The sequence below is a fragment of the Gaetbulibacter sp. PBL-D1 genome (genome assembly GCF_050509525.1).
GTDB lineage: Bacteria > Bacteroidota > Bacteroidia > Flavobacteriales > Flavobacteriaceae > Gaetbulibacter_B > Gaetbulibacter_B jejuensis.
Genome location: NZ_JBNWKB010000004.1, coordinates 83907 through 107030, shown reverse-complemented (window position 1 = coordinate 107030; position 23124 = coordinate 83907). Strand labels below are relative to the sequence as shown.

Sequence of the window (23124 nt, the reverse complement as noted above, 5' to 3'; positions counted from 1 at the left end):
AGGTTTCATACCCTTTAAAACCGAAAAACCCTGACACTTGTGTCAGGGTTTTTTAGTTGAGGCATAATTATCTTTTATTGAGAATATCTTTAAGCTTTTCAGGATTGGTAATGATTTTTTCGATGAATTTCTTGCTTTTCATTCTTTTTATGAATCTTTCAAGGTATAAAGCATCATCTTTTGAATTGCATTTGTAATTGAGTATGATTTCCAATCAGAAGCTACATTAGTAAAACTGTTTTTAAAATGGTGGTTGTTATGTAGTTCTAGCCTTAATGTTGCATTTTCAGATTCACCTACATAGTATCTGTTTAAGGATTTAGAGTATAAAATGTATAGACTGTGTATGCTTGAATAAAACCAAAAAACCCGAACATTTGTTCGGGTTTTTAGTGGTGGTGCCTCCAGATAGAATTTCTGTAAGCAATTGGAGTTGTATGTTTTAAGATTTTAAAATTTTTGTTAAACAAAACGGTTGTTATTTAAATTTCGTAACTTCGCAATTACAATGAAGCTAGTATTCCATAAAATAATGTCTTTAGCAATGACTTTTGTAGTGTTATTCTCTACAATGTCATTTACTGTGAATATGCATTATTGTGGAGATACTTTAGTAGAATCTGCTATCTTTCAAAAAGCCAAAGGTTGCGGCATGGAAATGGAAAAACCTTCAACTGAAAGCTGTTCAATCACAAAGAAAAATTGTTGTGACGACAAGCAACTAGCTATTGAAGGTCAAGACGAACTACAACTACAATTAGACAAAATTACGTTTGAGCAACAGGTATTCATAGCTTCATTAGTTTACTCCTATATCAACCTTTTTGAAGGATTAGATAACAATGTATCTTCTTATGAAGAATACAAACCACCACTCGTCGTCAGGCAAATCTTCAAGATTGACGAGACTTATTTAATTTGATTTTTAAACATTAGACTGTTTTATCCTATGGCTTTATGCTATGTGGATAATTTGTTGTATTCGGTGTTTTCTCAACACCAATGTCTAACTGTTTAATAATCAAAAATTATGCTTAATAAAGCAATCAAATTTCTTATAGAAAATAAACTCGTTGCAGTACTACTACTCGTCCTTTTCATAGGTTGGGGAACTGTTAATGCACCATTTAATTGGGATACAGGTTTTTTACCAAGTAATCCTGTAGCTGTAGATGCCATACCAGATATAGGGGAAAATCAACAAATTGTGTTCACCAAATGGGATGGTCGTTCACCACAAGATATTGAAGACCAAATTACCTATCCATTAACCACATCATTGTTGGGTATTCCTGGAGTAAAAACCATACGCAGCTCGTCTATGTTTGGCTTTTCAAGTATCTATATCATTTTCGAAGAAGACATAGAGTTTTACTGGAGTAGAAGTCGTATTCTCGAAAAACTCAATTCATTACCAAGTGGTTTATTGCCTGAAGGTGTTAATCCTGCTTTGGGTCCAGATGCTACAGGATTAGGTCAAATATTTTGGTACACACTTGAAGGTCGTGACGAAAACGGAAATGTAACAGGTGGTTGGGATTTACAAGAGTTACGAAGTATCCAGGATTACTATGTAAAATATGCACTATCATCTGCAAGTGGTGTGTCAGAAGTAGCATCTATTGGTGGTTATGTTCAAGAATACCAAGTAGATGTTAATCCTGAATTGATGCGACAATATAATATTGGCTTGCACCATATCGTAAAGGCAGTTAAAGAAAGTAACCGAGATATTGGAGCACAAACATTAGAAATCAATCAAGCCGAATATCTGGTACGTGGTTTGGGTTATGTGAAATCCATAGCAGACATCGAAAATGCAGTTGTAACTTCAGAAGATTACACAGCTATCAAAATTAAAGATGTGGCAAAAGTGTCTTTAGGTCCTGCAACAAGACGCGGGATTTTGGACAAAGAAGGTGCAGAAGTGGTTGGTGGTGTTGTAGTAGCACGTTATGGTGCTAATCCAATGGAAGTGATTAATAATGTAAAAGCCAAAATAAACGAATTAAGCGCAGGTTTACCTACAAAAACGTTAGCAGATGGTAGAACATCACAAGTAACAATAGTACCATTTTACGACCGTACAGAATTGATTCAAGAAACATTAGGCACATTAAACGAAGCCTTAACTTTAGAAATACTCATTACCATTTTGGTCATTATCATTATGGTATTTAATCTTCGTGCTTCCGTATTGATTTCAGGGCTATTACCTGTTGCGGTGTTAATGGTATTTATAGCAATGAAGCTCTTTGGTGTAGATGCTAATATTGTAGCACTATCAGGTATTGCTATTGCTATTGGTACGATGGTAGATGTTGGTGTCATACTTTCAGAAAATATCATCAGACATTTAGACGAAAACGAAAACAAATTACCAATAAACACAGTCGTTTACAACGCAACAGCAGAAGTATCTGGTGCAATCGTAACCGCAGTAATGACAACCATTATCAGTTTTATTCCTGTATTTACAATGATTGGTGCTGAAGGAAAATTATTTAGACCATTAGCATTCACAAAAACCTTTGCATTAACAGCTTCGATAATTGTAGCCTTATTTTTAATTCCACCGTTTGCAGCCTTTTTATTCCGAAAAAAGAGCATTCAAAAACATTTTAAATATGCTTTAAACAGTGTTTTAATAGTATTAGGAATAGCAGCTATAATTTTCGGGTATTGGTTAGGAATCATACTCATCGCTTTTGGTGTCACAGCTTTATTAAATCTTCAAAGCAAGATTTCAGATAAACAGGCAAACTTTGCCAACATCATCATTTCGGCTTCGGCAATCGTATTTTTATTAGCAGAATATTGGAGACCATTAGGCGTTGATAAAAGCATTTTCTGGAATCTTATTTTTGTGAGTGTTATTTGCTTTGGTTTATTAGGTGTTTTCTCATTATTTATAAAATACTACACACGCATTTTAAGGTGGTGTTTAGATAATAAGCTACTCTTTTTGTCTGTCCCAACAGCAATTGTCATTGCAGGTTTTTTCATTATGAAAAATACAGGCAAAGAGTTTATGCCATCTTTAAATGAAGGCTCATTTCTACTAATGCCAACCTCGATGCCTCATTCTGGCGTGGAAGAAAATAAACGTGTTTTACAGCAATTGGATATGGCAGTAGCCAGTATTCCAGAGATTGAAACCGTAGTTGGTAAAGCAGGTAGAACAGAATCAGCGTTAGACCCAGCACCTTTGTCGATGTATGAAAATATCATTCAGTATAAACCAGAATATATGCTGAATGAAAACGGAGTACGCCAACGCTATAAAGTCAATGATGATGGTGAATATGTGTTAAAAAACGGAATGTCATTGCGAGCGGAACAGCGTGAAGCGTGGCAATCTCTTAAAGCAAAAGAACAACTCATTCCAGACGATGATGGCGAGTTCTACCGTAATTGGCGACCAGAAATACAATCACCAGATGATATTTGGAATGAAATTGTAAAAGTTACCAAATTGCCAGGCGTAACCTCTGCACCAAAGCTACAACCTATTGAAACCCGATTGGTAATGCTTCAAACAGGAATGAGAGCACCTATGGGAATTAAAGTAAAAGGTCAAGACTTAAAGCAGATTGAAGCGTTTGGTGTGCAATTAGAAAACATCATCAAGGAAGCTGAAGGTGTTAAAAAAGAAGCTGTTTTTGCAGACCGTATTGTTGGTAAACCCTATTTGTTAATTGATATTGATAGAGAGAAAATTGCACGTTATGGCATTTCGATACAAGATGTTCAAGATGTATTAAAAGTAGCAGTTGGTGGTATGGTCTTAACCCAAACGGTAGAAGGTCGAGAGCGATATGGTGTACGAGTACGATACCCAAGAGAATTACGAGCAAACCCAACAGACTTACAACAGATTTATGTGCCAGTTGAAAAAGGAAGTCCTGTGCCTTTAAGCGAATTGGCAACTATAAGTTACGAACAAGGTCCACAGGTCATTAAAAGTGAAGATACCTTTTTAGTTGGCTATGTATTGTTCGATAAACTAGATGGTTTTGCCGAAGTCAATGTAGTTGAAAGCGCACAAGCTCTAATTCAGCAAAAGATAGATAGTGGCGAATTAGTAGTTCCAAAAGGTATTAACTACCAATTTACAGGAACATACGAAAATCAGTTGCGAGCCGAAAAAACCTTGTCGGTTGTTGTGCCTTTAGCATTAGCAATTATTTTCTTAATTCTGTATTTCCAATTCCGTTCTGTAGGTACGTCATTAATGGTATTTACAGGTATTGCAGTAGCATTTGCAGGTGGTTTTATTATGATTTGGTTGTATGGTCAAGGATGGTTTTTAAACTTCAATTTCTTTGGTGAAAACCTACGCGATTTATTCCAAATGCACCCAATCAATTTAAGTGTTGCGGTTTGGGTTGGTTTTATTGCCCTCTTCGGTATTGCAACCGATGATGGTGTAGTAATGGCAACTTATTTAACCCAAACATTCGATAGAAACACACCAGAGAATAAAAAGGAAATTAGAGCATCAGTTGTTGAAGCTGGTGAAAAACGAATCAGACCGTGTTTAATGACTACAGCTACGACCATTTTAGCATTATTACCAGTATTAACCTCTACAGGTCGAGGAAGCGATATAATGATACCTATGGCAATACCAAGTTTTGGTGGAATGCTTATAGCCTTAATCACTTTGTTTGTTGTACCAGTATTGTATAGCTGGAAAGCAGAAGTTCAACTTAAAAGAACATCAAAATGAAATATAAATCAATACAAATAAAAATCGTCTTGGCTCTTGGCTCTTGTTTCTTGAGTCTTTTTGCGAACGCTCAACAATTAGAAATACTTATCGATGAAGCCTTAACAAACAATCCAGAAATTCAAAAGTTTGAGTTACAATACAAAAGAGCTTCCGAAAAGGTAAACGAGGTCAACACCATTCCTAATACCGAATTTGGTGTTGGTTATTTTGTGAGTGAGCCAGAAACACGAACAGGTGCACAGCGCTTTAAAGTATCTGCTAAACAAATGTTACCGTGGTTTGGGACTATTACTTCGAGAGAAAATTACGTGAGTTCATTGGCAGATGCTAAATACGAGGACATTGTTATCGCAAAGCGAAAACTAATGGCTTCGGTATCACAATCCTATTATAATTTATACGCTAACAAAGCAAAGCAAGAGGTTTTAACTGAAAACATCAAACTATTAGAAACTTATGAAACGTTGGCATTAACTTCTGTAGAGGTTGGTAAAGCATTCGCAGTAGATGTGTTGCGATTGCAAATGCGTCAGAACGAAATGCAACAATTAAAAGATGTATTGCAACAACAGTTTTTAGCAGAACAAACTAACTTCAATAATCTATTGAATAGAGATAATGATGTTACCGTGAATGTAGTAGATAGTTTAATGATACCTTCAGAAGACTTTGATATTACTTTTGAAAAATTAGTATTACATCCTGAATTACTAAAATTTGATAAACTCTATCAATCCATAGAGCAATCAGAATTATTGAATCAAAAAGAAAGCAGTCCAATGATTGGTTTTGGATTAGATTATATCAATGTTGCTGAAAGACCAAATATGGATTTCAGCGATAACGGAAAGGATATTGTAATGCCAATGGTTTCGGTATCTATCCCAATTTTCAATAAGAAATATAAATCCCAAACCAAACAAAATGATTTGCAACAGCAGGAAATTACTGCTCAAAAACAGGAACGTTTAAATGCATTGGAAACGCTTTTAGACAAAGCGATTAACGAACGCATTTCTGCAAGAATAAGTTATGCTACCCAAACCAAAAACCTACAGCAAGCCAAAGATGCAGAAGACATTTTAATCAAAAGCTACGAAACAGGAACGATTGATTTTAATGATGTTTTAGATATTCAAGAACTACAATTAAAGTTTCAAATGAACCAAATAGAGTCTATTAAGGGCTACTATGTGCAAAGCACAATTATTAATTATTTAATTCAGTAAACTATGAAACATACATATCATATACACGGAATGACCTGTAATGGTTGTAGAACACACGTAGAAGAAACGCTCTCTAAAGTAGAAGGTGTTTCAAAAGCAACAGTCGATTTAGAAAAGGCAGAAGCTATCATAGAAATGGAATCGCATATTCCTCTAGAAAAGTTTCAAGAAGCCTTAAAAAAAGATAGTGATAGATACACTATCCATAATCAAGGTGAACATCATCATCATCATCATACCAAAGGTAAAAAGGAAAAGCAACAAAAAGGGAAAGGCACAGGCACATTTTATTGTCCTATGCATTGCGAAGGCGATAAAACTTATGATAAACCAGGCGATTGTCCTGTTTGCGGAATGGATTTGGTGGAAGAACAAAATCTATCAGCAACTTCAAAGGAACAATGGACGTGTCCTATGCATCCAGAAATTGTCAAAGACGAAGCAGGTTCGTGTCCTATTTGTGGGATGGATTTAGTGCCAATGGAAGCAGATAGTTCAGCAGAAGAAAAAACGTATAAAAAGCTATTAAAGAAATTTTGGATTGCCACAGCATTTACCTTGCCCATTTTCTTAATGGCTATGAGCGAAATGCTCAAGAACAATCCGTTGTACGATATAATGGAACAGAAATATTGGAACTGGATTCAGTTTGCATTATCAATTCCAGTAGTGTTTTATGCCACTTGGATGTTCTTTGAGCGTGCTTATAGAAGCATAAAAACGTGGAATCTCAATATGTTTACACTTATTGGAATCGGTGCAGGTGTGGCTTGGTTATTTAGTGTATTTGGGATGTTGTTTCCAGATGTATTTCCTGAACAATTTAAAACCGAGTCAGGTGCAGTTCACGTCTATTTTGAAGCAGCAACAGTTATTCTAACGTTAGTGCTTTTAGGTCAGTTGTTAGAAGCTCGTGCCCATAGTAAAACCAATTCGGCAGTAAAAGAACTGTTGAAATTAGCACCTAATAAGGCCATAAAAATAGTAGATGGTGAAGAAGTTGAAGTTAGTATTGACGAGATAGAACTTAATGATATTCTAAAAGTAAAACCAGGAGATAAAATTCCTGTGGATGGTGTGATAACTGAAGGCGAAACAACTATTGATGAATCTATGATTACAGGCGAACCTATTCCTGTAAACAAATCTCAAGAAGATAAAGTAAGTAGCGGAACCATTAATGGGAATCAATCCTTTTTAATGAAAGCAGAAAAGGTAGGAAGTGACACTTTATTATCACAAATCATTCATATGGTTAATGATGCCAGTAGAAGTCGTGCACCTATTCAAAATTTAGCAGATAAAGTTTCAGGCTATTTTGTGCCAGTTGTAGTTCTTATTTCTATTATCACATTTATTGTATGGTCTATTTGGGGACCAGAACCAGTTTATGTGTATGCGTTTGTCAATGCAATTGCAGTACTAATCATTGCTTGTCCTTGTGCTTTAGGTTTAGCAACACCAATGTCTGTAATGGTTGGTGTGGGTAAAGGTGCTCAAAATGGTGTATTGATTAAAAATGCTGAAGCTCTTGAAAAAATGGATAAGGTAAATACGCTTATCGTTGACAAGACAGGAACAATTACCGAAGGAAAACCAACAGTTGAAACCGTTGGAGCTTTTAATGATGCTTTAAGCGAAAAAGAAGTGTTACAATACATCGTGTCATTAAATACAAATAGCGAACATCCTTTGGCAGAAGCGACAGTTAAATATGGCAAAGAACACAACGCAGAAATTTTAAAGTCCGAAGATTTTAGTGCTGTTACAGGAAAAGGTGTTGAAGCTAAAATTGATGGAAAAAATGTAGCATTAGGTAATCCTAAAATGATGGAATATGCTAAAGCGGATATTACTTCTAAAATGAAAGACGAAGCTAAATCTTACCAAGAACAGGGTAAAACAGTTTCTTATTTGTCAATAGATGAAACCGTCGTTGGATATGTAGTTATAGGCGATAAGATAAAAGAAACAAGTGCTAAAGCCATTAAAGCACTTCAGGATAAAGGGATTGATGTTATAATGCTTACAGGTGATAATCACGATACAGCACAAGCAGTAGCATCAGAACTTAATCTCGCAGATTTTAAAGCGAGTATGCTACCAGAAGATAAACTCAAAGAAGTAGAGAAACTGCAAGAAAAAGGGAAAGTGGTTGCTATGGCAGGTGATGGTATTAACGATGCACCAGCATTGGCTAAAAGTGATGTCGGTATTGCAATGGGAACAGGAACAGACGTAGCGATAGAAAGTGCTATGATAACTTTAGTAAAAGGCGATTTACACGGTATTGTAAAAGCAAAAAATTTAAGTAATGCTGTAATGAAGAACATTAAGCAAAACCTATTTTTTGCACTTATCTACAACACTTTAGGTGTGCCTATTGCAGCAGGTGTGTTGTTTCCATTCTTCGGAATACTACTTTCGCCAATGATAGCAGCTTTAGCAATGAGTTTTAGTTCGGTTTCGGTAATAGGTAACGCACTACGATTAAGAACAAAAAACATTTAATTATATGCAGAAAACAGTTTTCAAAATATCAAAAATGGATTGTCCTTCTGAAGAAAATCTAATTAAGATGAAGCTATCTGATATAGATGGTATCAAACAACTTGATTTTAATTTAGAAGAAAGAATCTTAACACTATATCATAATTCAAATGTAAATGAAATTGGTAATGCCTTAAATGAATTAAAATTAAATGAAAGTTTAATCAGTTCAGAAGATACAGACACAATTATTACTGAATCTACAAGGAGTCAATCCAAACTGTTGTGGACAGTTCTAATCATCAATTTTGCATTTTTTATTATCGAAATGAGTACAGGACTTATTTCAAAATCAATGGGATTAGTTGCTGATAGTTTAGATATGTTGGCAGATTCATTTGTTTACGGATTGAGTTTAATAGCGGTTGGTGGTACAGTTTTAAAAAAGAAACGGATTGCAAAATATGCAGGCTATTTTCAGATAACACTTGCAATTATCGGAATCGTTGAGGTAATACGTAGATTTTTAGGCTATGAAGCTTTACCTGTATTTTCAACAATGATTATAGTTTCAGTATTTGCTTTGATTGCAAATGGCATTTGCTTGTACCTCTTACAAAAATCTAAAAGTCAAGAAGCACATATGCGTGCCAGTATGATTTTTACCTCTAACGATATTATAATAAATCTTGGCGTAATTACAGCAGGCGTTTTAGTCAATTGGCTGCATTCTGGTATTCCAGATTTAATTATAGGAATCATTGTATTTGGATTGGTGATACAAGGTGCATTCAGGATATTAAAATTAAGTAAGTAAAAAGTTTAACTATAAAATCAAAAAATATGGAAAATTCAAAAGAACACTCAAACAAAGGAAATTACAAAACCTTCTTTATAATGTTGGCTTGCTCATTTGTAGCAATGTACATCACAATGTATTTAAACACCTATTCCATAGACCACGTATGGTTTAGTTTAACACGATTCTATATGACGTGTTTAGGGATTTCAACAATGGCAGTAATAATGTGGTTTTTTATGCGAAAAATGTATAATGATAAAAAGAAGAATATCGCAATACTCGCAAGTAGTTTCATTTTGTTTGTAGGTGCATTAGGGTTGGTAAGAACACAAGCACCCATTATTGGTGATGTCCTTTGGATGAAAGCAATGATACCACATCATTCTATCGCTATTTTAACAAGTGAAAGAGCAGATATTCAAGACCCAGAAGTTAAAAAATTAGCAGAAGACATTATAAAAGCACAACGTAAAGAAATAGAAGAAATGAAAGCAATGATAAAACGATTAGAAGATGAAAAATAATAAGGTAGTAATTTACATAGGTATTCTCGCTATTGGATTATTATTGGGCTGGTTGCTTTTTGGTGGCTCATCAAATGAAGAAATAGACCATAATCACGATGCGGTTGCAGCAACCAATCAAATGTGGACGTGTTCTATGCATCCACAGATTATGCAACCAGAGCCAGGCGACTGCCCCATTTGTGGTATGGATTTAATTCCTGCGGAAAGCGGAAGTGATGGCTTAATGGCAGACCAATTTAAACTAACAGAAAATGCGATGGCATTAGCCAATATTCAAACAACTGTTGTAGGCAAGGGAAATGTTGAAGGCAACACCATAAAGTTATCTGGTAAAATTGCTGAAAACGAAGAAGCCAATGCAGTACAGGTAAGTTATTTCGCTGGAAGAATTGAACGTTTGAATGTGAGTTTTACAGGCGAAGAAGTTCGTAAAGGTCAATTATTGGCAACCATTTATTCGCCAGAACTCTATGCAGCACAACAAGAATTAATCACAGCAGCTTCTTTAAAAGAATCTCAACCTGCTTTATACAAAGCAGTCCGTAATAAATTGAAATTATGGAAACTCTCTGAAAATCAAATCAATCAGATTGAAGAAACAGGAAAAGTAAAAGAAAACTTTCCTGTTTATGCAACCGTTTCGGGTACTGTTACAGAAAAATTGGTAGAGCAAGGCGATTACATCAAACAAGGACAACCCTTATTAAAAATTGCCAATCTCAACACCGTTTGGGGAAATTTTGATGTGTATGAAAATCAGATTGACCGCTTTAAAAAAGGACAGGAAGTGATGATAACAACCAATGCTTATCCTAATAAAAAGTTTAAAGGTAAAGTAGATTTTATTGACCCAGTTTTAAACACCAAAACAAGAACTGTAACCTTGCGTGTGGTACTAAATAATAAGGACTATGTATTTAAACCAGGAATGTTCGTAACCGCAGAAATTGAAAGCACTAAAACCAATTCAAATGAAGTAATAATGATACCATCTTCGGCAGTACTTTGGACAGGCGAACGTTCTGTAGTCTATCTCAAAACAAATCCAAACGAGCCTGTTTTTGAATTGAAAGAAGTGGCTTTAGGTAATAAAATCGGTGATAATTATGAGGTATTAGACGGATTATTTACAGGTAATGAAATTGTTACCAACGGAACATTTACTGTAGATGCTGCTGCACAACTACAAGGCAAAAAATCAATGATGAATAAGCAAGGTGGTAAAACAATGACAGGTCACGAAGGTCATTTAGGTATGGATAATAATTCAAAAAATGAAAGCGACCATACTAATATGAATGAACGCTTAAAAGTGTCAGAGAAATTTCAAGAGCAATTAAAAGGAATTTACAATGATTACATCAATTTAAAAGATGCTTTAGTAAAAGAAGACTCAAAAGGTAGTTCACAAAATGCAACTTCTTTACTATCAAATTTAAGTAAGACAGATATGAAATTGCTTAAAGATGAAGCACACAATCATTGGATGTCATTAATAGATGAGATAAAATCTTCTACAACTTCAATAGCCGGTTCACAAGACATTAAAACCCAAAGAAATCACTTTAAACACTTGTCTTCACATTTAATAAAAGCGGTTCAAATATTTGGTGTAAATGAAAAGGTATATGTAGAGTTTTGCCCTATGGCAGATAACAATAACGGAGCCTATTGGTTAAGTAAAGAAGAACAAATCTTGAATCCATATTTTGGTGATGCAATGCTTAAATGTGGTGAGGTTAAACAAACAATAGAATAAATAAACACAGATAATAATTAAATTTTTAAAAATGAAGAAAGTAATTTTAAGTGTAGCTGTAATAGTAGCTATGGGATTGACAAGTTGTAAAAACGAAACTAAAAAAGTTGAAGAAACTACAACAACTGAAGTGTCAAAAGAAATCGCAATGACAGATTTATCTTTTGGCGTAAGAGGTAATTGCGGTATGTGTAAAAATACCATTGAAAAAGCAGCCAATAGTGTTGAAGGTGTTACTGCTGCAAACTGGGATAAAGACAAAAAGAAAATAGATGTATCTTTCGATAGTTCTAAAACAGATGCAATGGCAATTCATAATGCAATCGCAGCTTCAGGGTATGATACTGAAAAAGTAGCAGGTAATGAAGAAGCCTATAAAAATTTACCTGGTTGTTGCCAATATGACCACGAAATGATGATGAATCAATCTGGAGAAATAAAAGCTGATGACCATTCAAATCACGACCATTAATAATGAACAGAAAAGAACACTGGGAAAATGTCTTTAAAACAAAATCTCTAAATGAGGTAAGTTGGTTTGAACCAATACCAGAAACCTCATTATCATTTATTGAAATAGCAAATGTGTCTAAATCAGATAAGATAATTGATATTGGAGGTGGTGATAGTTTTTTGGTAGATCATTTGTTAAAATTAGGCTACACAAATATTACAGTGTTAGATATTTCGGAAGCAGCAATTCAACGAGCTAAAAAAAGACTAAAAAATCAGGCAGATAATGTTACTTGGATTGTATCGGATGTTTTAGATTTCGTTCCAACTGAAAAATATCATTTTTGGCACGATAGAGCGTCATTTCATTTTTTAATTGATGAATCTCAAATCATAAAGTATGAACAACTGGTGCAACAGAATATCGAGAAAAATGGAAATTTAGTAATAGGTACATTTTCAGAAAATGGACCAAAAAAGTGTAGTGGTTTAGAAATAAAACAATATTCTGAAAAATCTTTGGAAGATTTGTTTAATGTTTCATTTTCTAAACAAAAATGTATTAATAAGTCACATACAACGCCTTTTGATACAAATCAGAATTTCACGTTTTGTTGGTTTAAGAAAAAGTAGGGTGATTTAATACAATTATCAATTTTTTTTGGTTTCAATAATTATTAATGGTTGTTAAATAGAAAAAATCTTTTTAGCGAATTTCTTTTTTTCGTTAAGCTTATATTATAAAGTAATGAAAGTAGTAATATAGAAATAATTGTCCCTAATGTTGTCCCTTAAAAAAACAAAAACCTCATAAACATTGAGTTTATGAGGTTTTGCTGGTGGTGCCTCCAGGAATCGAACCAGGGACACAAGGATTTTCAGAATGTTTTATGACATTTTGAAAAATGTAATAGATTGATACGTAGTATTTTAATAAATCGGTTTTGTTTGTGTTTTGTTAGTTTTTAATGTTACATTACCTTTTATATTACCTGTAAATATCAAGTCGCTAATGCCATATATCCAATTGGCATTTACTTTGAATCCTTTTACCGCTAGCTCAATATGTCTGGAAGTAAAATGGGTTTTGTCGTTTCTAATATTGTACAGATTTTGCTTTCTTAAATGAATAGTGTCACAAAAATCAGAATCAAAGCGAATAGATCCATAAGCCTTTAGGATGTCAATCAATTGTAACATCTTTTCATCACTTGTGTATTTAAATTTATTGCTCATTGTTTTGTGTTCTGTATTGTTCCTCTTCAATTCCTAATATCCAATTTGCATTTATGTTGTATGCATTACAAAGCGCTTTTATATGTGATGAAGTAAAACGCCTACCTTCTTTTTCAATCATTCTAAAATGCTGCCTGGAGATTCCTATAGCATCATAGAATTCCTTTTTTTTTGAAATAACTTTATTTGATAAAAGCTCTTTTAAAAAACCTATTATTTTAGCTTCAGGGGACATTAGTTGTTTCTATTTTTTATTTAATTCAAAACCCAATAATGCATCAATATCGTTAGACTTTATAGTGCAATATCTTATACCATAATTTCTAAAGTCATCCTCAAAAGGCATGATTATAATCTCCCAAATTCAAAATCGACATCTACAGGTTTGTTATCTATTATTTCAACAAATCTATTCAACTTTCTTCCTTTCCTGTTGGATGATATAACTATAATCTCATACAAGCCATTTGGGAGTTTAATTTTATACCTTCCTGTACCATCAACAGAAGTCTTAAATGTTTCTGATGAAATATTTTTTATGGCTTTATCTGTTAACTCATCATAAAAATTTAGAGAATCAGTATTCCTTTTTATTTCTTCAAGTTTTTTATCAGAGGGTTTTATGTATTTAGCAGTTAAAGCAGATGAGTTTAAATACACTTCAAAATATCTAAGCTTATAGAAGCTATTGTTAATTGTGTCTGTGTATTTTGCTGGTCTAAAATAAACAATGCTTCCTGTATCTGCTCTATTACCTATTGTTTCATTGTGAAAATAAGTTACAATTCCTTCAACAGTTGTTTCTTCTTCTTGAGAGTAAGAAGTAAAAACTAACAGTGATAATGTGGTTATCAATAAAAATTTTCTCATGTTTAAAATGTTCTTTTAATTACTTTCCAAATCGTATGTACTGTATTTAAATCTAAATCAAAATCTGGGAATTCAGGTGATGGATTTCTAGACTTGCATTTTATGAAGCCATTTTCATTTGGTCCATTAATATCTTTATGAAACATACCATCATAAGAAATAATAATCCATCCATAATCACAGTCATTTATTCCATCTTTCCAATGATGTCTTTGTAATTCTCTTCCTAAAACTTCTGCACCATTAGGAGTGTCGTTAATACCTCCTCCATTCATACTGTCATTACCAACCACAAAAGCAAAGTATCTTCCTTTACCTGGATGATCTACAGTAAAATATGTTTCACCAAATGCTTCTTTGATTCTATATTCATCTTCAAATACTTCAATAAATGATGCATATGCTTTATATGGGACTTTTGGAACTTTAACTAACCATTTACCATTAGGTAGCTCTTCATAATTAAGCCCATTTTTATTCTTTATGTATGATAAAGGCTCATTAACATACAAGTTGTTTGCTATATCATTAGTGTTTTTGCTTGTTTTTTCGTTGTAGAATTCTTTAAAACCTACAAGTTTTGTAAAGTATTTTTCTCTTGTTTTTTTATGAGGATTCCCATCTTTACTCAAAAAATCACTAACAGCTTGCTGTGAATCGCCTACTATTTCAGCTATTTCAGTTTGACTAAAGCCTTTAAAATCAATGTATTCTCGTAATAATTCTTTAAACATATTTGTGTTAACAAGAAAAAATCTTGTGATTTATTTGTTTACTTGTAAATTACTTGTATATTTGTGTTGTATTAATACACAAAATAACGAATTAAACTAGAATAGTAAAAACTTTTAATCGAATTACCGAAAATAAGGGATGATACTTAGTGAAACAGAAAAAGAGGTTTGTGGGTTTTTGGCCAAGGGATATCAAGTTAAAGAAATAGCTGATATGACGTGCAGGTCACCACACACTATTGACACTCACATTAAGAATGTCAAGAAAAAGAATAGCCTTAGTAACATAGCTGACATAGTGAGAGAGTTCATTCTCTCATTAGATGAGCCTAAAAAATTCTTCAAGGCTATGGTTGTTTTTGCTTTCATAACTGCACAAGGTTTTGTCACTTTTTGTACAGATATAAAGGATATTAAACAAGCATCTTCTATGCACAGATATAGAAATTCGAGAACAGTTAGACGCAATACAAATTATTTGACATAATGGGAAATATAGAAAAAATCCAAAATCTGTACGATCAGGTAATAGACAAAAAAGAATTGATCGATAAAGTTGCAGAGGAATTCAACCTTAGAAAAGTTAGTGTAAGAACAAACTGGTTTACAAGATTTGATATACCAGAAAGATACAATGTACAAGAAAAACTCATTGAGCTTCTTGAAAAAATTATTGACGAACAGGAAGAAATTATTGAAGAACCTAAACAAGCAGTTTAGTAATGAGCAATAAAGCACTGTTAAATAAAATTGAAAGTCTTGAGCTGTATGCTCAGGATTTACAGGAAAATGCACAGCGTTTAAAAGAAACAGCTGCGGCACTAAAAGAGGAGCTGTCTGGTGGTTCGGACAGCTCTAATTTAAACAGTGTGCTTTCTGAAGAGCATAAAAGTAAACTACTCAAGCACAGGCGCTCTGTAGCACTTAGGAGTAGTTGATTGATAGCAACCAGCCCCTTATCTACCTATAACTTAATTCTATATCATGGATCAATTTAAAAATCTAGTAGACAACCAGTTATTTAAAATCTCTAAAAGCGATGAAAACATTAGTAATTATCTCATTGATTGTGGTGGCGGTTTTACTGTTGAAAGCCATACTAAAAAAGATAAAAGCATTTGCAATGGAGATGCTAGAAGACTGGAAAGCAAAATAAAAAAAGCCACTCTTAAAAGAATGGCCTAAATCTATAAATCGCAATTCTAATGAATCACAAGACAAATGTACTTAAAAAAATAGAAGTGGGAAACCCACTTTACAATTTAGGGCTTAATAAACTTTTAGAAGAGTATAACTCTATCACTTCCGATGAAGGTTTAGCAGCATTTTACCATAAGCTTTTATCTGCTACGGAAGGGAGTGGATTAGCTACAAACCTAGCCTATGCAATGATTTCATTCTCAACAAATCAAGATGTTAACCCTTTAATACAATATACCTATGGACTACTTCAAGATTGAAATTGAACATAAAAACGGTAGGTGGCTTACTAATGGTAAACCTTATGAGGCCCTTAGCCTTAAAGAAAAGAAGTTCATGGATGACTTTTTTAGAGAAGTAAAATTAAAATCTATAAATCAATAATTATATGGGACTGAGCTTAGAAAACACAAAAAAAGCTAAAAAAAGGTTTAAAGAAGCCTTTGGCAATGATTATTTCAATGGAGTAATTAAAGTATATCAAGAATCTAAATATGGATGCGAAGCTATTGAGGCCATCATTGATAGAGGTATAACATTGAGAGAGCTTCAAGACATTAAAGAAGGAATACATAACACTATGTCAGTTGGTGTGGATGATGAAAGCGGAAAGCTTTATGTATCAATATGGTAATAATAAATCTATAAATCACAATACACAATGAAAACAATTAGAATTAAATCACTGGAACTTATCAACTTCAAAGGCATTAAGTCTTTAAAGTTAGATGACTTAGGAAACGAGACTTCCATTTATGGAAAAAACGGTATAGGTAAAACAACGCTTTTTGATGCATTCATTTGGCTATTGTTTAATAAGGACTCAACCGATCGTAAAGACTTTGAAATTAAAACCCTGGATAAAAACAACAATGTCATTCCAAAAATAGACCACATTGTTACTGGAGTAATTGAAGTAGATGGTGTTGAAATAGTCTTGAAAAAAACACTTAAAGAAAAATGGCAAACCAAACGAGGTTTTACTGAACCAGAGTTTACAGGAAATGAAACACTTTATGAGTGGAACGGTGTGCCACTTAACGCAGGAGATTACACGTCTAAAATCAACAATATAGTTGATGAAAATGTTTTCAAAATGATAACATCTACTGCAGCTTTTAATGGTATGAAATGGCAGGATCAAAGAGATGTGTTAATTGACTTGGCAGGTAATGTTACTGATGAGGATGTGGCTTCAGGCTACTCTGAATTTGAAAATCTTGTGGACACTTTAGTATCCGAAGACAAAACACTTGACGAGTATAAAAAGCAGGTTAAAGCTTCAATATCAAAATCAAAACAAGAACTCAAGACTATACCTACTCGTATTGACGAAGTGGAACGTGGTAAGCCAGAAACTAGAGATTTTGATAAGGTTAAATCTGAAATCAAATCATTGGATGAAAAGATTGAAGATGTAAATACTAAAATGAACGATAAGGCTAAAGCCCATCAAATTGAGGTTGACAAAAAAAGAGGCATTCAAAAAGAAATTTTTGATGTTGAAAACGAAATTAATGCAACTAACCATAAACTTCGTCAAGAAGCCAGAGCAAAGTTCAATAAGTTAACCCAAGAGCCAAAGCGAATTGAAAATGAAATCAAAAACCTTGATGCTGATATCAAAACCAATGAGCAACTTATCGCTAACAAAGAAAAGAAAATTGAGTTCAATAAGACTCAAATTAGATCCTTTGAAAAGCAGTTGGAAGATTATAAGGAAGCTTGGGCTAATGTAAACAAAAGAACCTTTGTAATGGACGAAAACGAATGCAAGTGTCCTACTTGTAATCGTGAGTTAAGTGAAGAAGACATTCAAGGAAAAAAGGAATACCTAGAAATTAATTTCAACAACCAAAAACGTTCAGAGTTAGAAGTTATCACAAACAAGGGTAATACTGTTGATGCTGATAGAAAATCTTTACAAGAGCAAAACCATACCTTAATTAAAGAAATAGGTAATTGTAAAGAAAGCCTAAAAGAGCTTTGGAGTAAAAGAGCTGATTATTCTAATTTGCTCAATAAAGTTAATGCTGAACCTGTAGAGGAGGAAGATATCTTTGCTGAACTACAGGTTGAAAATCAGGATTTTCTACATGGTCTTTCCAACAAAATAAAGGAACTAAAATCTAAACTTCAAGATGTTCCTGAGGTTGATAACACAGAGCTTCAAGCTGAATATAAAACCTTATCACGCCAACGTGATGAATTAAAAATGGAGCTTCAAGAAGAAGACCGCATTAAACAAGCAGATGCGCGAATTGAACAACTGGCTAACGAAGAAAAACATTTAGCACAGTCTATTGCTGAAATGGAGAAAGTTCAATACACCATAGAAGCATTTGAAAAAGAGAAAAGTAACCGTATTGAAACATCAGTTAACAACATGTTCAAGTATGTAAACTTTAAACTCTTCAAGACCTTAATTAATGGAGGAGAAGAACCTACATGTAAAGCCTTGATTAACGGAGTTCCTTTCTCAGATGCTAATACAGCAAGTAAGATAAATGCAGGTTTAGACATCATTAACACCCTTTGTTATCATTATGGAGTTACAGCTCCAGTATTTATCGACAACAGAGAAAGTGTTGTAGAGCTTATTTACAGTCCTTCTCAAATTATAAACCTTATAGTTTCTGAAGCTGACGATAAGTTGAGAGTAGTTTCAATGTCTGAATCAATGAGCGCATAGGTTATGAAAGGCTATTGGAACGGAGAACCTGCCACTTTTGTAGGAGTACTTTATCAAGTACAAGAACCTGAAATTAAAACATGGTGGCAGGCTCAATATGTGGGTACAATGAGACAAGGTATTGAAGTAACCTATGGAGGAGAAACTTGGATTATTGACAATAAGTATGGAGATGGTTTTTATAAAGTAACACAAGGTATGGGCTCACCAAATTGCGCTCATAAAAGCGTGAGTAATATATCAGATGACCACTTTACTTACATACCAGATGAAGATATTATCACTGATTTAAACAAAGACATGCTTGCTGTAGAGCACGAATCACACCAATGTTATTTGAGAGAACATTTTCCTGAGGCTTTTAAAAGGTCGCAGGCTTTAATTAAATCATTAAAAAAAACTATAAATCAAAACTAAAATTATGAGTAAAAATGAACTACAGGTCATAAAAGACCAAACACTATCTAGTGTGCAAAACAGAATTGCAGAGTTACAACAAGGCGGTTTTAAACTTCCTGCGAATTACTCTGCTGAAAACGCACTTCAATCAGCTTGGTTGCTATTGCAAGATGTAAAAACAAGAGACAACAAGTTGGCATTAGAGGCGTGCTCTAAAAATAGTATTGCTATGTCATTGTTCAAAATGGTTCAAATGGGATTAAACCCTGCAAAAAACCAATGCTATTTCATTCCTTATGGAGATAACCTTATTTGTATGACATCTTATTTTGGTCAGGTGCTAATCGCAAAACGTGCAGGACTAAAAGATGTGAAAGCTAATTTGATACTGGAAAAAGACGATTTCAATTACAAGATTGAAGAAGATGGTCGTAAGGTAATCACTGAACATAAACAGCCATTTGAAAATTTAGGCAATAAAATCATTGGTGCTTATTGTGTGGTGACACTTCCTGATGGTGTTCAAGACACAGACATCATGACCATTGCCGAAATTAAACAAGCTTGGCAGCAAGGAGCTACTAAAGGAAACAGTCCAGCCCATAAAAACTTTGAGGGTGAAATGGCTAAAAGAACTGTAACCAATAGAGCTATTAAGATGTTTGTAAACTCTTCAGATGATAGTGCGGTTTTAGATGATCCTGCTGAGCAAATCGCAATTTCTAATGATGAACATGTTCAGAAACAAATTGATGAGAACGCCAATAAAAAGGAAATGAGTATTGATGCTGAAGATGTTGAAGTGATAGATGAAGAAGTAGTATCAGGACCTAAAACCGATAACAAGGTGGCTGAACAGGCTACTATGGAAATGCCAGACTGGAATAAATAATGAGGTTAAAGGTAATAGGTACAGGATCTAAAGGTAATGCTTACCTCCTCTACAATGAGGAGGAAGCACTTCTTATTGAGTGTGGTGTTGGTATCAAGGCCATTAAACAAGCACTAAACTTTGACTTAAGTAAGTTGGTGGCTTGTATAGTAACACACGAGCATGGAGACCATGCAAAGTCAATGAATGACTTAATGGCTGCAGGAATTAATGTTTATGCTACCTCAGGAACACATGATGCGTGTGGAACAAGAAATCATCATAGAGCTCTTCTATTGTCAGATATAGCTTTTCTCTTGGGAAGATTTATGATTAAAAAGTTTGACATCAAACACGATGCAGCAGAGCCTTGTGGATTCTTAATCAATCATCCTGAATGTGGTACCACCTTGTTTTTAACCGATGCTATTTATTCAGCATACACTTTTAAAGGCTTAAACAATATCATTATTGAAGCCAATTATGACCCTTTACTGGCAAAGCATAAGCTTGGTGATATGGAGTTTCTACGAAATCGAATTATCAACAATCATATGAGCATTGATACTTGTATTGATGCTTTAAAAGCCAATGATCTAACAGCTGTAAACAACATTGTACTTATTCATTTAAGTGATAGCAATAGTAATGAAGCTGACTTTAAACGGAGAGTTCAAAATGCTACAGGAAAAACTTGCACTGTGGCATCTAATGGACTTGATATGAACTTTAATAAAACACCTTTTTAATGAAAAAAATTCAATTTTTAGTAGTCTTATATTTCTTGATTTTATCAACAAACTTAAAAGCTCAAGATGTACGATTTGCTGTAAATGTAAAAAGCGATATATCAGCTATGGCTGATGATGGTTTCAACTTTGGTTTTAATGTTGAATATCAAATGACATTATTTTATTTCAGAGCAGGATTTTTTGCTTTTCCGGACTTAAGAGGAAAAGATTACTTAGATATAACAGGAACACCACTTGGTTTCAATGTTCATTTAGGTGAGCATAAAAAACTACGTCTTTCAACTGGTTTGGTTTTAGGCTTAATTATTCGAGACAAAGGACCGCATCCTTTAGTTGGAAATGAGCATTATTTTGAATGGTATCCTAATGGAACAAGTAATGGAGTCTATTTTGGTTTGGGTGGTAATTTACTATACAGGACAGATGGGAAGGTTTGGGATAATGATATAGAACCTTACTGGAGATATAGTAGTTCTATTAAAATGGGTCTTACTTTTTAACCAATGCAATATGGAAAATTTTAAGCAAGAATCTAGAAAGAATTATGGTAGCTCAAATGAACAAAAGAGCGCTTCACTTGAGCAATTAAATACTGGTTGTTTACAGCGCATTGCAGATAGCCTTGAAAAAATAGAAAACCCTTACCAAGAGCTATTGGAAACCAATGAGTATTTAAGGCGCAGGTATAGGAAGCTTTCAAGCGACATTGAAACATTAAGGTATCAAAACAGAGCCTTAAAAGGTGTAATTACTAGAATGAAAAATAAATCTAATAATTGAATAATTATGAGAGAATTAAAATTTAGAATATGGGATACTTTTAATGGAGTGATGATGAACCAAGAAGAAGATAGATATGCCGATAGCTTATCTAAAATTTGGGTAGATTATGATATCCTATTGGAAGGTGATAATGATCCTATAATGATGCAATTCACTGGTCTTAAAGATAAGAGTGGAAAAGAAATATATGAAGGAGACATTTTGAAAACTGATTATGATGTTGGTAATGTTTCGGTTGTTTTTGCTGAGTTTAAAGGTAAACTTAAAGGATATCCTAGTAATATAGATGAACTGGAGATATGGGGATGGTGTGTTAATCATCCTTCATTAGGTCTTCAGCCTCTAGATGATTCATTTTATAAAAATTTTCATGTGATAGGTAATATCTACGAAAACCCTGAACTCATACAAAATGACATTCACACCTGAAGAAATCCAAAAACTAGAAACCATGTTTATGTTCCTGGTCCAAAAAAAACACAATATAAGTGATGGCAATTGTGGGTTTCATCTCAATGATTTGCAACCCATTCTAGATAATCTTGAAGCCCAAGGTAAAATTAAACTTAGACCTACTATTAACTCAAGTAAATATTTTATTAATTCTAATACTTTAAAAAATGAACATTGAAATTCACAAAGCAGAAATTGGTTCAGGCATATTCCTTAAATGGGATTATACACAAACCGATGGACTTCGCAAAACAAAAATTAAAGCTAGTGCTGATGCACCAATTCACGACGATTTAAGACAAGCATTTGAAGCTTTAGTGCCTCATTTTGTCTTAATAACCGAAATGAAAAAGAAACAAGACGTTGTTAAGGCCATTGATTTAAAAAGCATTCCTGAAGCGCTTTTAAAAAAGTATAAAGTAACAGGAGTTCAAATTGATGATAACAAAGGCGATGTTTCTTATACTATTTCAGGATATAAAATTTTAAATACTGGAAAAACAGTGTCTTTTCCAACCCCTAAAATTAGAGAAACAGCCTCTGAAGATGACAAGTATGAGTTCTTAGACAAACTTATTGAACAAGTTGAAGTCATCAAAGATGAAGTTCTAGAATATATGGACGGAAAAGAAGCCGATAGAGAACAGCAATCTATGGACTTTGGTGATGACTTTAACCCTCAAGAAAATCAAGAAGAGGAAGGTGGTGTAAAAGACTTTATTCCTGCTGAAGAAGTAGCCTAATGAAATCAATTAAAACATCTAAAACAGCCACTCATTACTGTAGGTTATTAGCTAATGGAGCTATAAATAATCCTTGTGAAAAGCAATGTAGTGGCTGTTTAAAAACTGATTCTATGGAAGAAGAATTAAATTAATTAATTAACAATAATGAGCATACAAGTAGGCGCATTAGAAATGCAGGAGTTAGCCCAAATGTTAAGCTATCTCATACACGAAGAAAAAGGAAGAGCAAAAAACACAGTTGGTTTTGCACTATTAACCTTTGATGTAAATACAAATAACGGAATGGTGAATTATGTATGTAATTGTGAGCGCGAAGACATGATAAAAGCTTTAAAGGAATTTATACAACGTAACGAATCACAACCGCCATTTCAAACACCAGGAGAGAATTAA

General features: G+C 33.7%; 31 protein-coding genes. 26 read left to right on the top strand and 5 right to left on the bottom strand.

What is annotated here, in order from left to right; all coding sequences use genetic code 11:
• Positions 1-147 precede the first annotated feature (147 nt).
• Positions 148-333, bottom strand: a complete 186-nt coding sequence (locus ACQ0RB_RS04790) for a hypothetical protein (protein WP_262732523.1) — start codon at positions 331-333, stop codon at positions 148-150.
• A 175-nt stretch (positions 334-508) separates the two neighbouring features.
• Between ACQ0RB_RS04790 and ACQ0RB_RS04785 the strand changes: the two genes are divergently transcribed.
• The 9 genes from ACQ0RB_RS04785 (at position 509) to ACQ0RB_RS04745 (ending at position 12628) form a co-directional block, all read left to right on the top strand.
• Positions 509-922: an HYC_CC_PP family protein gene (locus tag ACQ0RB_RS04785; RefSeq protein ID WP_430496868.1), complete on the top strand. Its 414-nt coding sequence runs from the start codon at positions 509-511 to the stop codon at positions 920-922.
• Positions 923-1030: 108 nt separating this feature from the next.
• Complete coding sequence (locus ACQ0RB_RS04780; RefSeq protein ID WP_430496866.1) at positions 1031-4732, top strand: efflux RND transporter permease subunit; 3702 nt, start codon at positions 1031-1033, stop codon at positions 4730-4732.
• Positions 4729-5964: a TolC family protein gene (locus tag ACQ0RB_RS04775; RefSeq protein WP_430496865.1), complete on the top strand. Its 1236-nt coding sequence runs from the start codon at positions 4729-4731 to the stop codon at positions 5962-5964. The genes ACQ0RB_RS04780 and ACQ0RB_RS04775 overlap by 4 nt, the downstream gene beginning before the upstream one ends.
• A 3-nt stretch (positions 5965-5967) precedes the next feature.
• Positions 5968-8475 carry a heavy metal translocating P-type ATPase gene (locus ACQ0RB_RS04770; RefSeq protein ID WP_430496863.1) on the top strand — a complete coding sequence of 836 codons (2508 nt, stop codon included), beginning with the start codon at positions 5968-5970 and terminating at the stop codon, positions 8473-8475.
• A gap of 4 nt (positions 8476-8479) precedes the next feature.
• Positions 8480-9271: a cation transporter gene (locus ACQ0RB_RS04765; protein WP_027879802.1), complete on the top strand. Its 792-nt coding sequence runs from the start codon at positions 8480-8482 to the stop codon at positions 9269-9271.
• Positions 9272-9297: 26 nt separating this feature from the next.
• On the top strand, positions 9298-9780 hold the full coding sequence (locus ACQ0RB_RS04760; protein ID WP_430496861.1) for a DUF305 domain-containing protein: 483 nt from the start codon (positions 9298-9300) through the stop codon (positions 9778-9780).
• A complete protein-coding gene (locus ACQ0RB_RS04755; RefSeq protein WP_430496859.1) occupies positions 9770-11542 on the top strand; it encodes an efflux RND transporter periplasmic adaptor subunit in 1773 nt (590 codons plus the stop codon). Before ACQ0RB_RS04760 ends, ACQ0RB_RS04755 begins: the two co-directional genes overlap by 11 nt.
• A 31-nt stretch (positions 11543-11573) precedes the next feature.
• Positions 11574-12014, top strand: coding sequence for a heavy-metal-associated domain-containing protein (locus ACQ0RB_RS04750; RefSeq protein ID WP_430496857.1), 441 nt, complete (start codon positions 11574-11576; stop codon positions 12012-12014).
• Positions 12015-12016: 2 nt separating this feature from the next.
• Positions 12017-12628, top strand: a complete 612-nt coding sequence (locus tag ACQ0RB_RS04745; RefSeq protein ID WP_430496855.1) for a class I SAM-dependent methyltransferase — start codon at positions 12017-12019, stop codon at positions 12626-12628.
• Positions 12629-12925: 297 nt separating this feature from the next.
• On the opposite strand, the gene ACQ0RB_RS04740 is transcribed toward ACQ0RB_RS04745, so the two are convergent.
• The 4 genes from ACQ0RB_RS04740 to ACQ0RB_RS04725 all read right to left on the bottom strand — a co-directional run bounded on the left by ACQ0RB_RS04740 (position 12926) and on the right by ACQ0RB_RS04725 (position 14835).
• The gene (locus tag ACQ0RB_RS04740) at positions 12926-13231 is read right to left on the bottom strand and encodes a hypothetical protein (protein ID WP_430496853.1); all 306 of its coding nucleotides are present in this window, start codon (positions 13229-13231) and stop codon (positions 12926-12928) included.
• The gene (locus ACQ0RB_RS04735) at positions 13221-13466 is read right to left on the bottom strand and encodes a helix-turn-helix domain-containing protein (protein ID WP_430496852.1); all 246 of its coding nucleotides are present in this window, start codon (positions 13464-13466) and stop codon (positions 13221-13223) included. Before ACQ0RB_RS04735 ends, ACQ0RB_RS04740 begins: the two co-directional genes overlap by 11 nt.
• 113 nt (positions 13467-13579) lie before the next feature.
• A complete protein-coding gene (locus tag ACQ0RB_RS04730; RefSeq protein ID WP_430496850.1) occupies positions 13580-14101 on the bottom strand; it encodes a hypothetical protein in 522 nt (173 codons plus the stop codon).
• Between the two features lie 2 nt (positions 14102-14103).
• Complete coding sequence (locus ACQ0RB_RS04725; protein WP_430496848.1) at positions 14104-14835, bottom strand: hypothetical protein; 732 nt, start codon at positions 14833-14835, stop codon at positions 14104-14106.
• A gap of 139 nt (positions 14836-14974) precedes the next feature.
• Here ACQ0RB_RS04725 and ACQ0RB_RS04720 point away from each other — a divergent pair, with 139 nt between their 5' ends.
• The 17 genes from ACQ0RB_RS04720 (at position 14975) to ACQ0RB_RS04640 (ending at position 23124) form a co-directional block, all read left to right on the top strand.
• Positions 14975-15322, top strand: coding sequence for a helix-turn-helix transcriptional regulator (locus tag ACQ0RB_RS04720; protein WP_430496846.1), 348 nt, complete (start codon positions 14975-14977; stop codon positions 15320-15322).
• Complete coding sequence (locus tag ACQ0RB_RS04715) at positions 15322-15555, top strand: hypothetical protein (RefSeq protein ID WP_430496845.1); 234 nt, start codon at positions 15322-15324, stop codon at positions 15553-15555. Before ACQ0RB_RS04720 ends, ACQ0RB_RS04715 begins: the two co-directional genes overlap by 1 nt.
• A gap of 2 nt (positions 15556-15557) precedes the next feature.
• Positions 15558-15773: a hypothetical protein gene (locus ACQ0RB_RS04710; RefSeq protein WP_430496843.1), complete on the top strand. Its 216-nt coding sequence runs from the start codon at positions 15558-15560 to the stop codon at positions 15771-15773.
• A gap of 46 nt (positions 15774-15819) precedes the next feature.
• On the top strand, positions 15820-16020 hold the full coding sequence (locus ACQ0RB_RS04705) for a hypothetical protein (protein WP_430496841.1): 201 nt from the start codon (positions 15820-15822) through the stop codon (positions 16018-16020).
• 20 nt (positions 16021-16040) lie between these two features.
• Positions 16041-16295, top strand: coding sequence for a hypothetical protein (locus tag ACQ0RB_RS04700; protein ID WP_430496839.1), 255 nt, complete (start codon positions 16041-16043; stop codon positions 16293-16295).
• Positions 16276-16419: a hypothetical protein gene (locus ACQ0RB_RS04695; protein ID WP_430496837.1), complete on the top strand. Its 144-nt coding sequence runs from the start codon at positions 16276-16278 to the stop codon at positions 16417-16419. The genes ACQ0RB_RS04700 and ACQ0RB_RS04695 overlap by 20 nt, the downstream gene beginning before the upstream one ends.
• A gap of 4 nt (positions 16420-16423) precedes the next feature.
• The gene (locus tag ACQ0RB_RS04690; RefSeq protein WP_430496835.1) at positions 16424-16669 is read left to right on the top strand and encodes a hypothetical protein; all 246 of its coding nucleotides are present in this window, start codon (positions 16424-16426) and stop codon (positions 16667-16669) included.
• A 27-nt stretch (positions 16670-16696) separates the two neighbouring features.
• Entirely contained in the window at positions 16697-18727 is a 2031-nt protein-coding gene (locus tag ACQ0RB_RS04685; protein WP_430496833.1) for a hypothetical protein, read from the top strand.
• 3 nt (positions 18728-18730) lie between these two features.
• The gene (locus ACQ0RB_RS04680) at positions 18731-19144 is read left to right on the top strand and encodes a hypothetical protein (protein WP_430496831.1); all 414 of its coding nucleotides are present in this window, start codon (positions 18731-18733) and stop codon (positions 19142-19144) included.
• A 4-nt stretch (positions 19145-19148) separates the two neighbouring features.
• Positions 19149-20018, top strand: a complete 870-nt coding sequence (locus ACQ0RB_RS04675; RefSeq protein ID WP_430496829.1) for a recombinase RecT — start codon at positions 19149-19151, stop codon at positions 20016-20018.
• On the top strand, positions 20018-20746 hold the full coding sequence (locus ACQ0RB_RS04670; RefSeq protein WP_430496827.1) for an MBL fold metallo-hydrolase: 729 nt from the start codon (positions 20018-20020) through the stop codon (positions 20744-20746). The genes ACQ0RB_RS04675 and ACQ0RB_RS04670 overlap by 1 nt, the downstream gene beginning before the upstream one ends.
• Complete coding sequence (locus ACQ0RB_RS04665) at positions 20746-21249, top strand: hypothetical protein (RefSeq protein ID WP_430496825.1); 504 nt, start codon at positions 20746-20748, stop codon at positions 21247-21249. The genes ACQ0RB_RS04670 and ACQ0RB_RS04665 overlap by 1 nt, the downstream gene beginning before the upstream one ends.
• 10 nt (positions 21250-21259) lie before the next feature.
• Positions 21260-21529 carry a hypothetical protein gene (locus ACQ0RB_RS04660; RefSeq protein ID WP_430496823.1) on the top strand — a complete coding sequence of 90 codons (270 nt, stop codon included), beginning with the start codon at positions 21260-21262 and terminating at the stop codon, positions 21527-21529.
• 6 nt (positions 21530-21535) lie between these two features.
• Positions 21536-21961, top strand: coding sequence for a YopX family protein (locus ACQ0RB_RS04655; protein WP_430496821.1), 426 nt, complete (start codon positions 21536-21538; stop codon positions 21959-21961).
• Between the two features lie 191 nt (positions 21962-22152).
• On the top strand, positions 22153-22728 hold the full coding sequence (locus ACQ0RB_RS04650; protein ID WP_430496819.1) for a hypothetical protein: 576 nt from the start codon (positions 22153-22155) through the stop codon (positions 22726-22728).
• Positions 22728-22862: a hypothetical protein gene (locus ACQ0RB_RS04645; RefSeq protein ID WP_430496817.1), complete on the top strand. Its 135-nt coding sequence runs from the start codon at positions 22728-22730 to the stop codon at positions 22860-22862. Before ACQ0RB_RS04650 ends, ACQ0RB_RS04645 begins: the two co-directional genes overlap by 1 nt.
• A gap of 13 nt (positions 22863-22875) precedes the next feature.
• Complete coding sequence (locus tag ACQ0RB_RS04640; RefSeq protein ID WP_430496815.1) at positions 22876-23124, top strand: hypothetical protein; 249 nt, start codon at positions 22876-22878, stop codon at positions 23122-23124.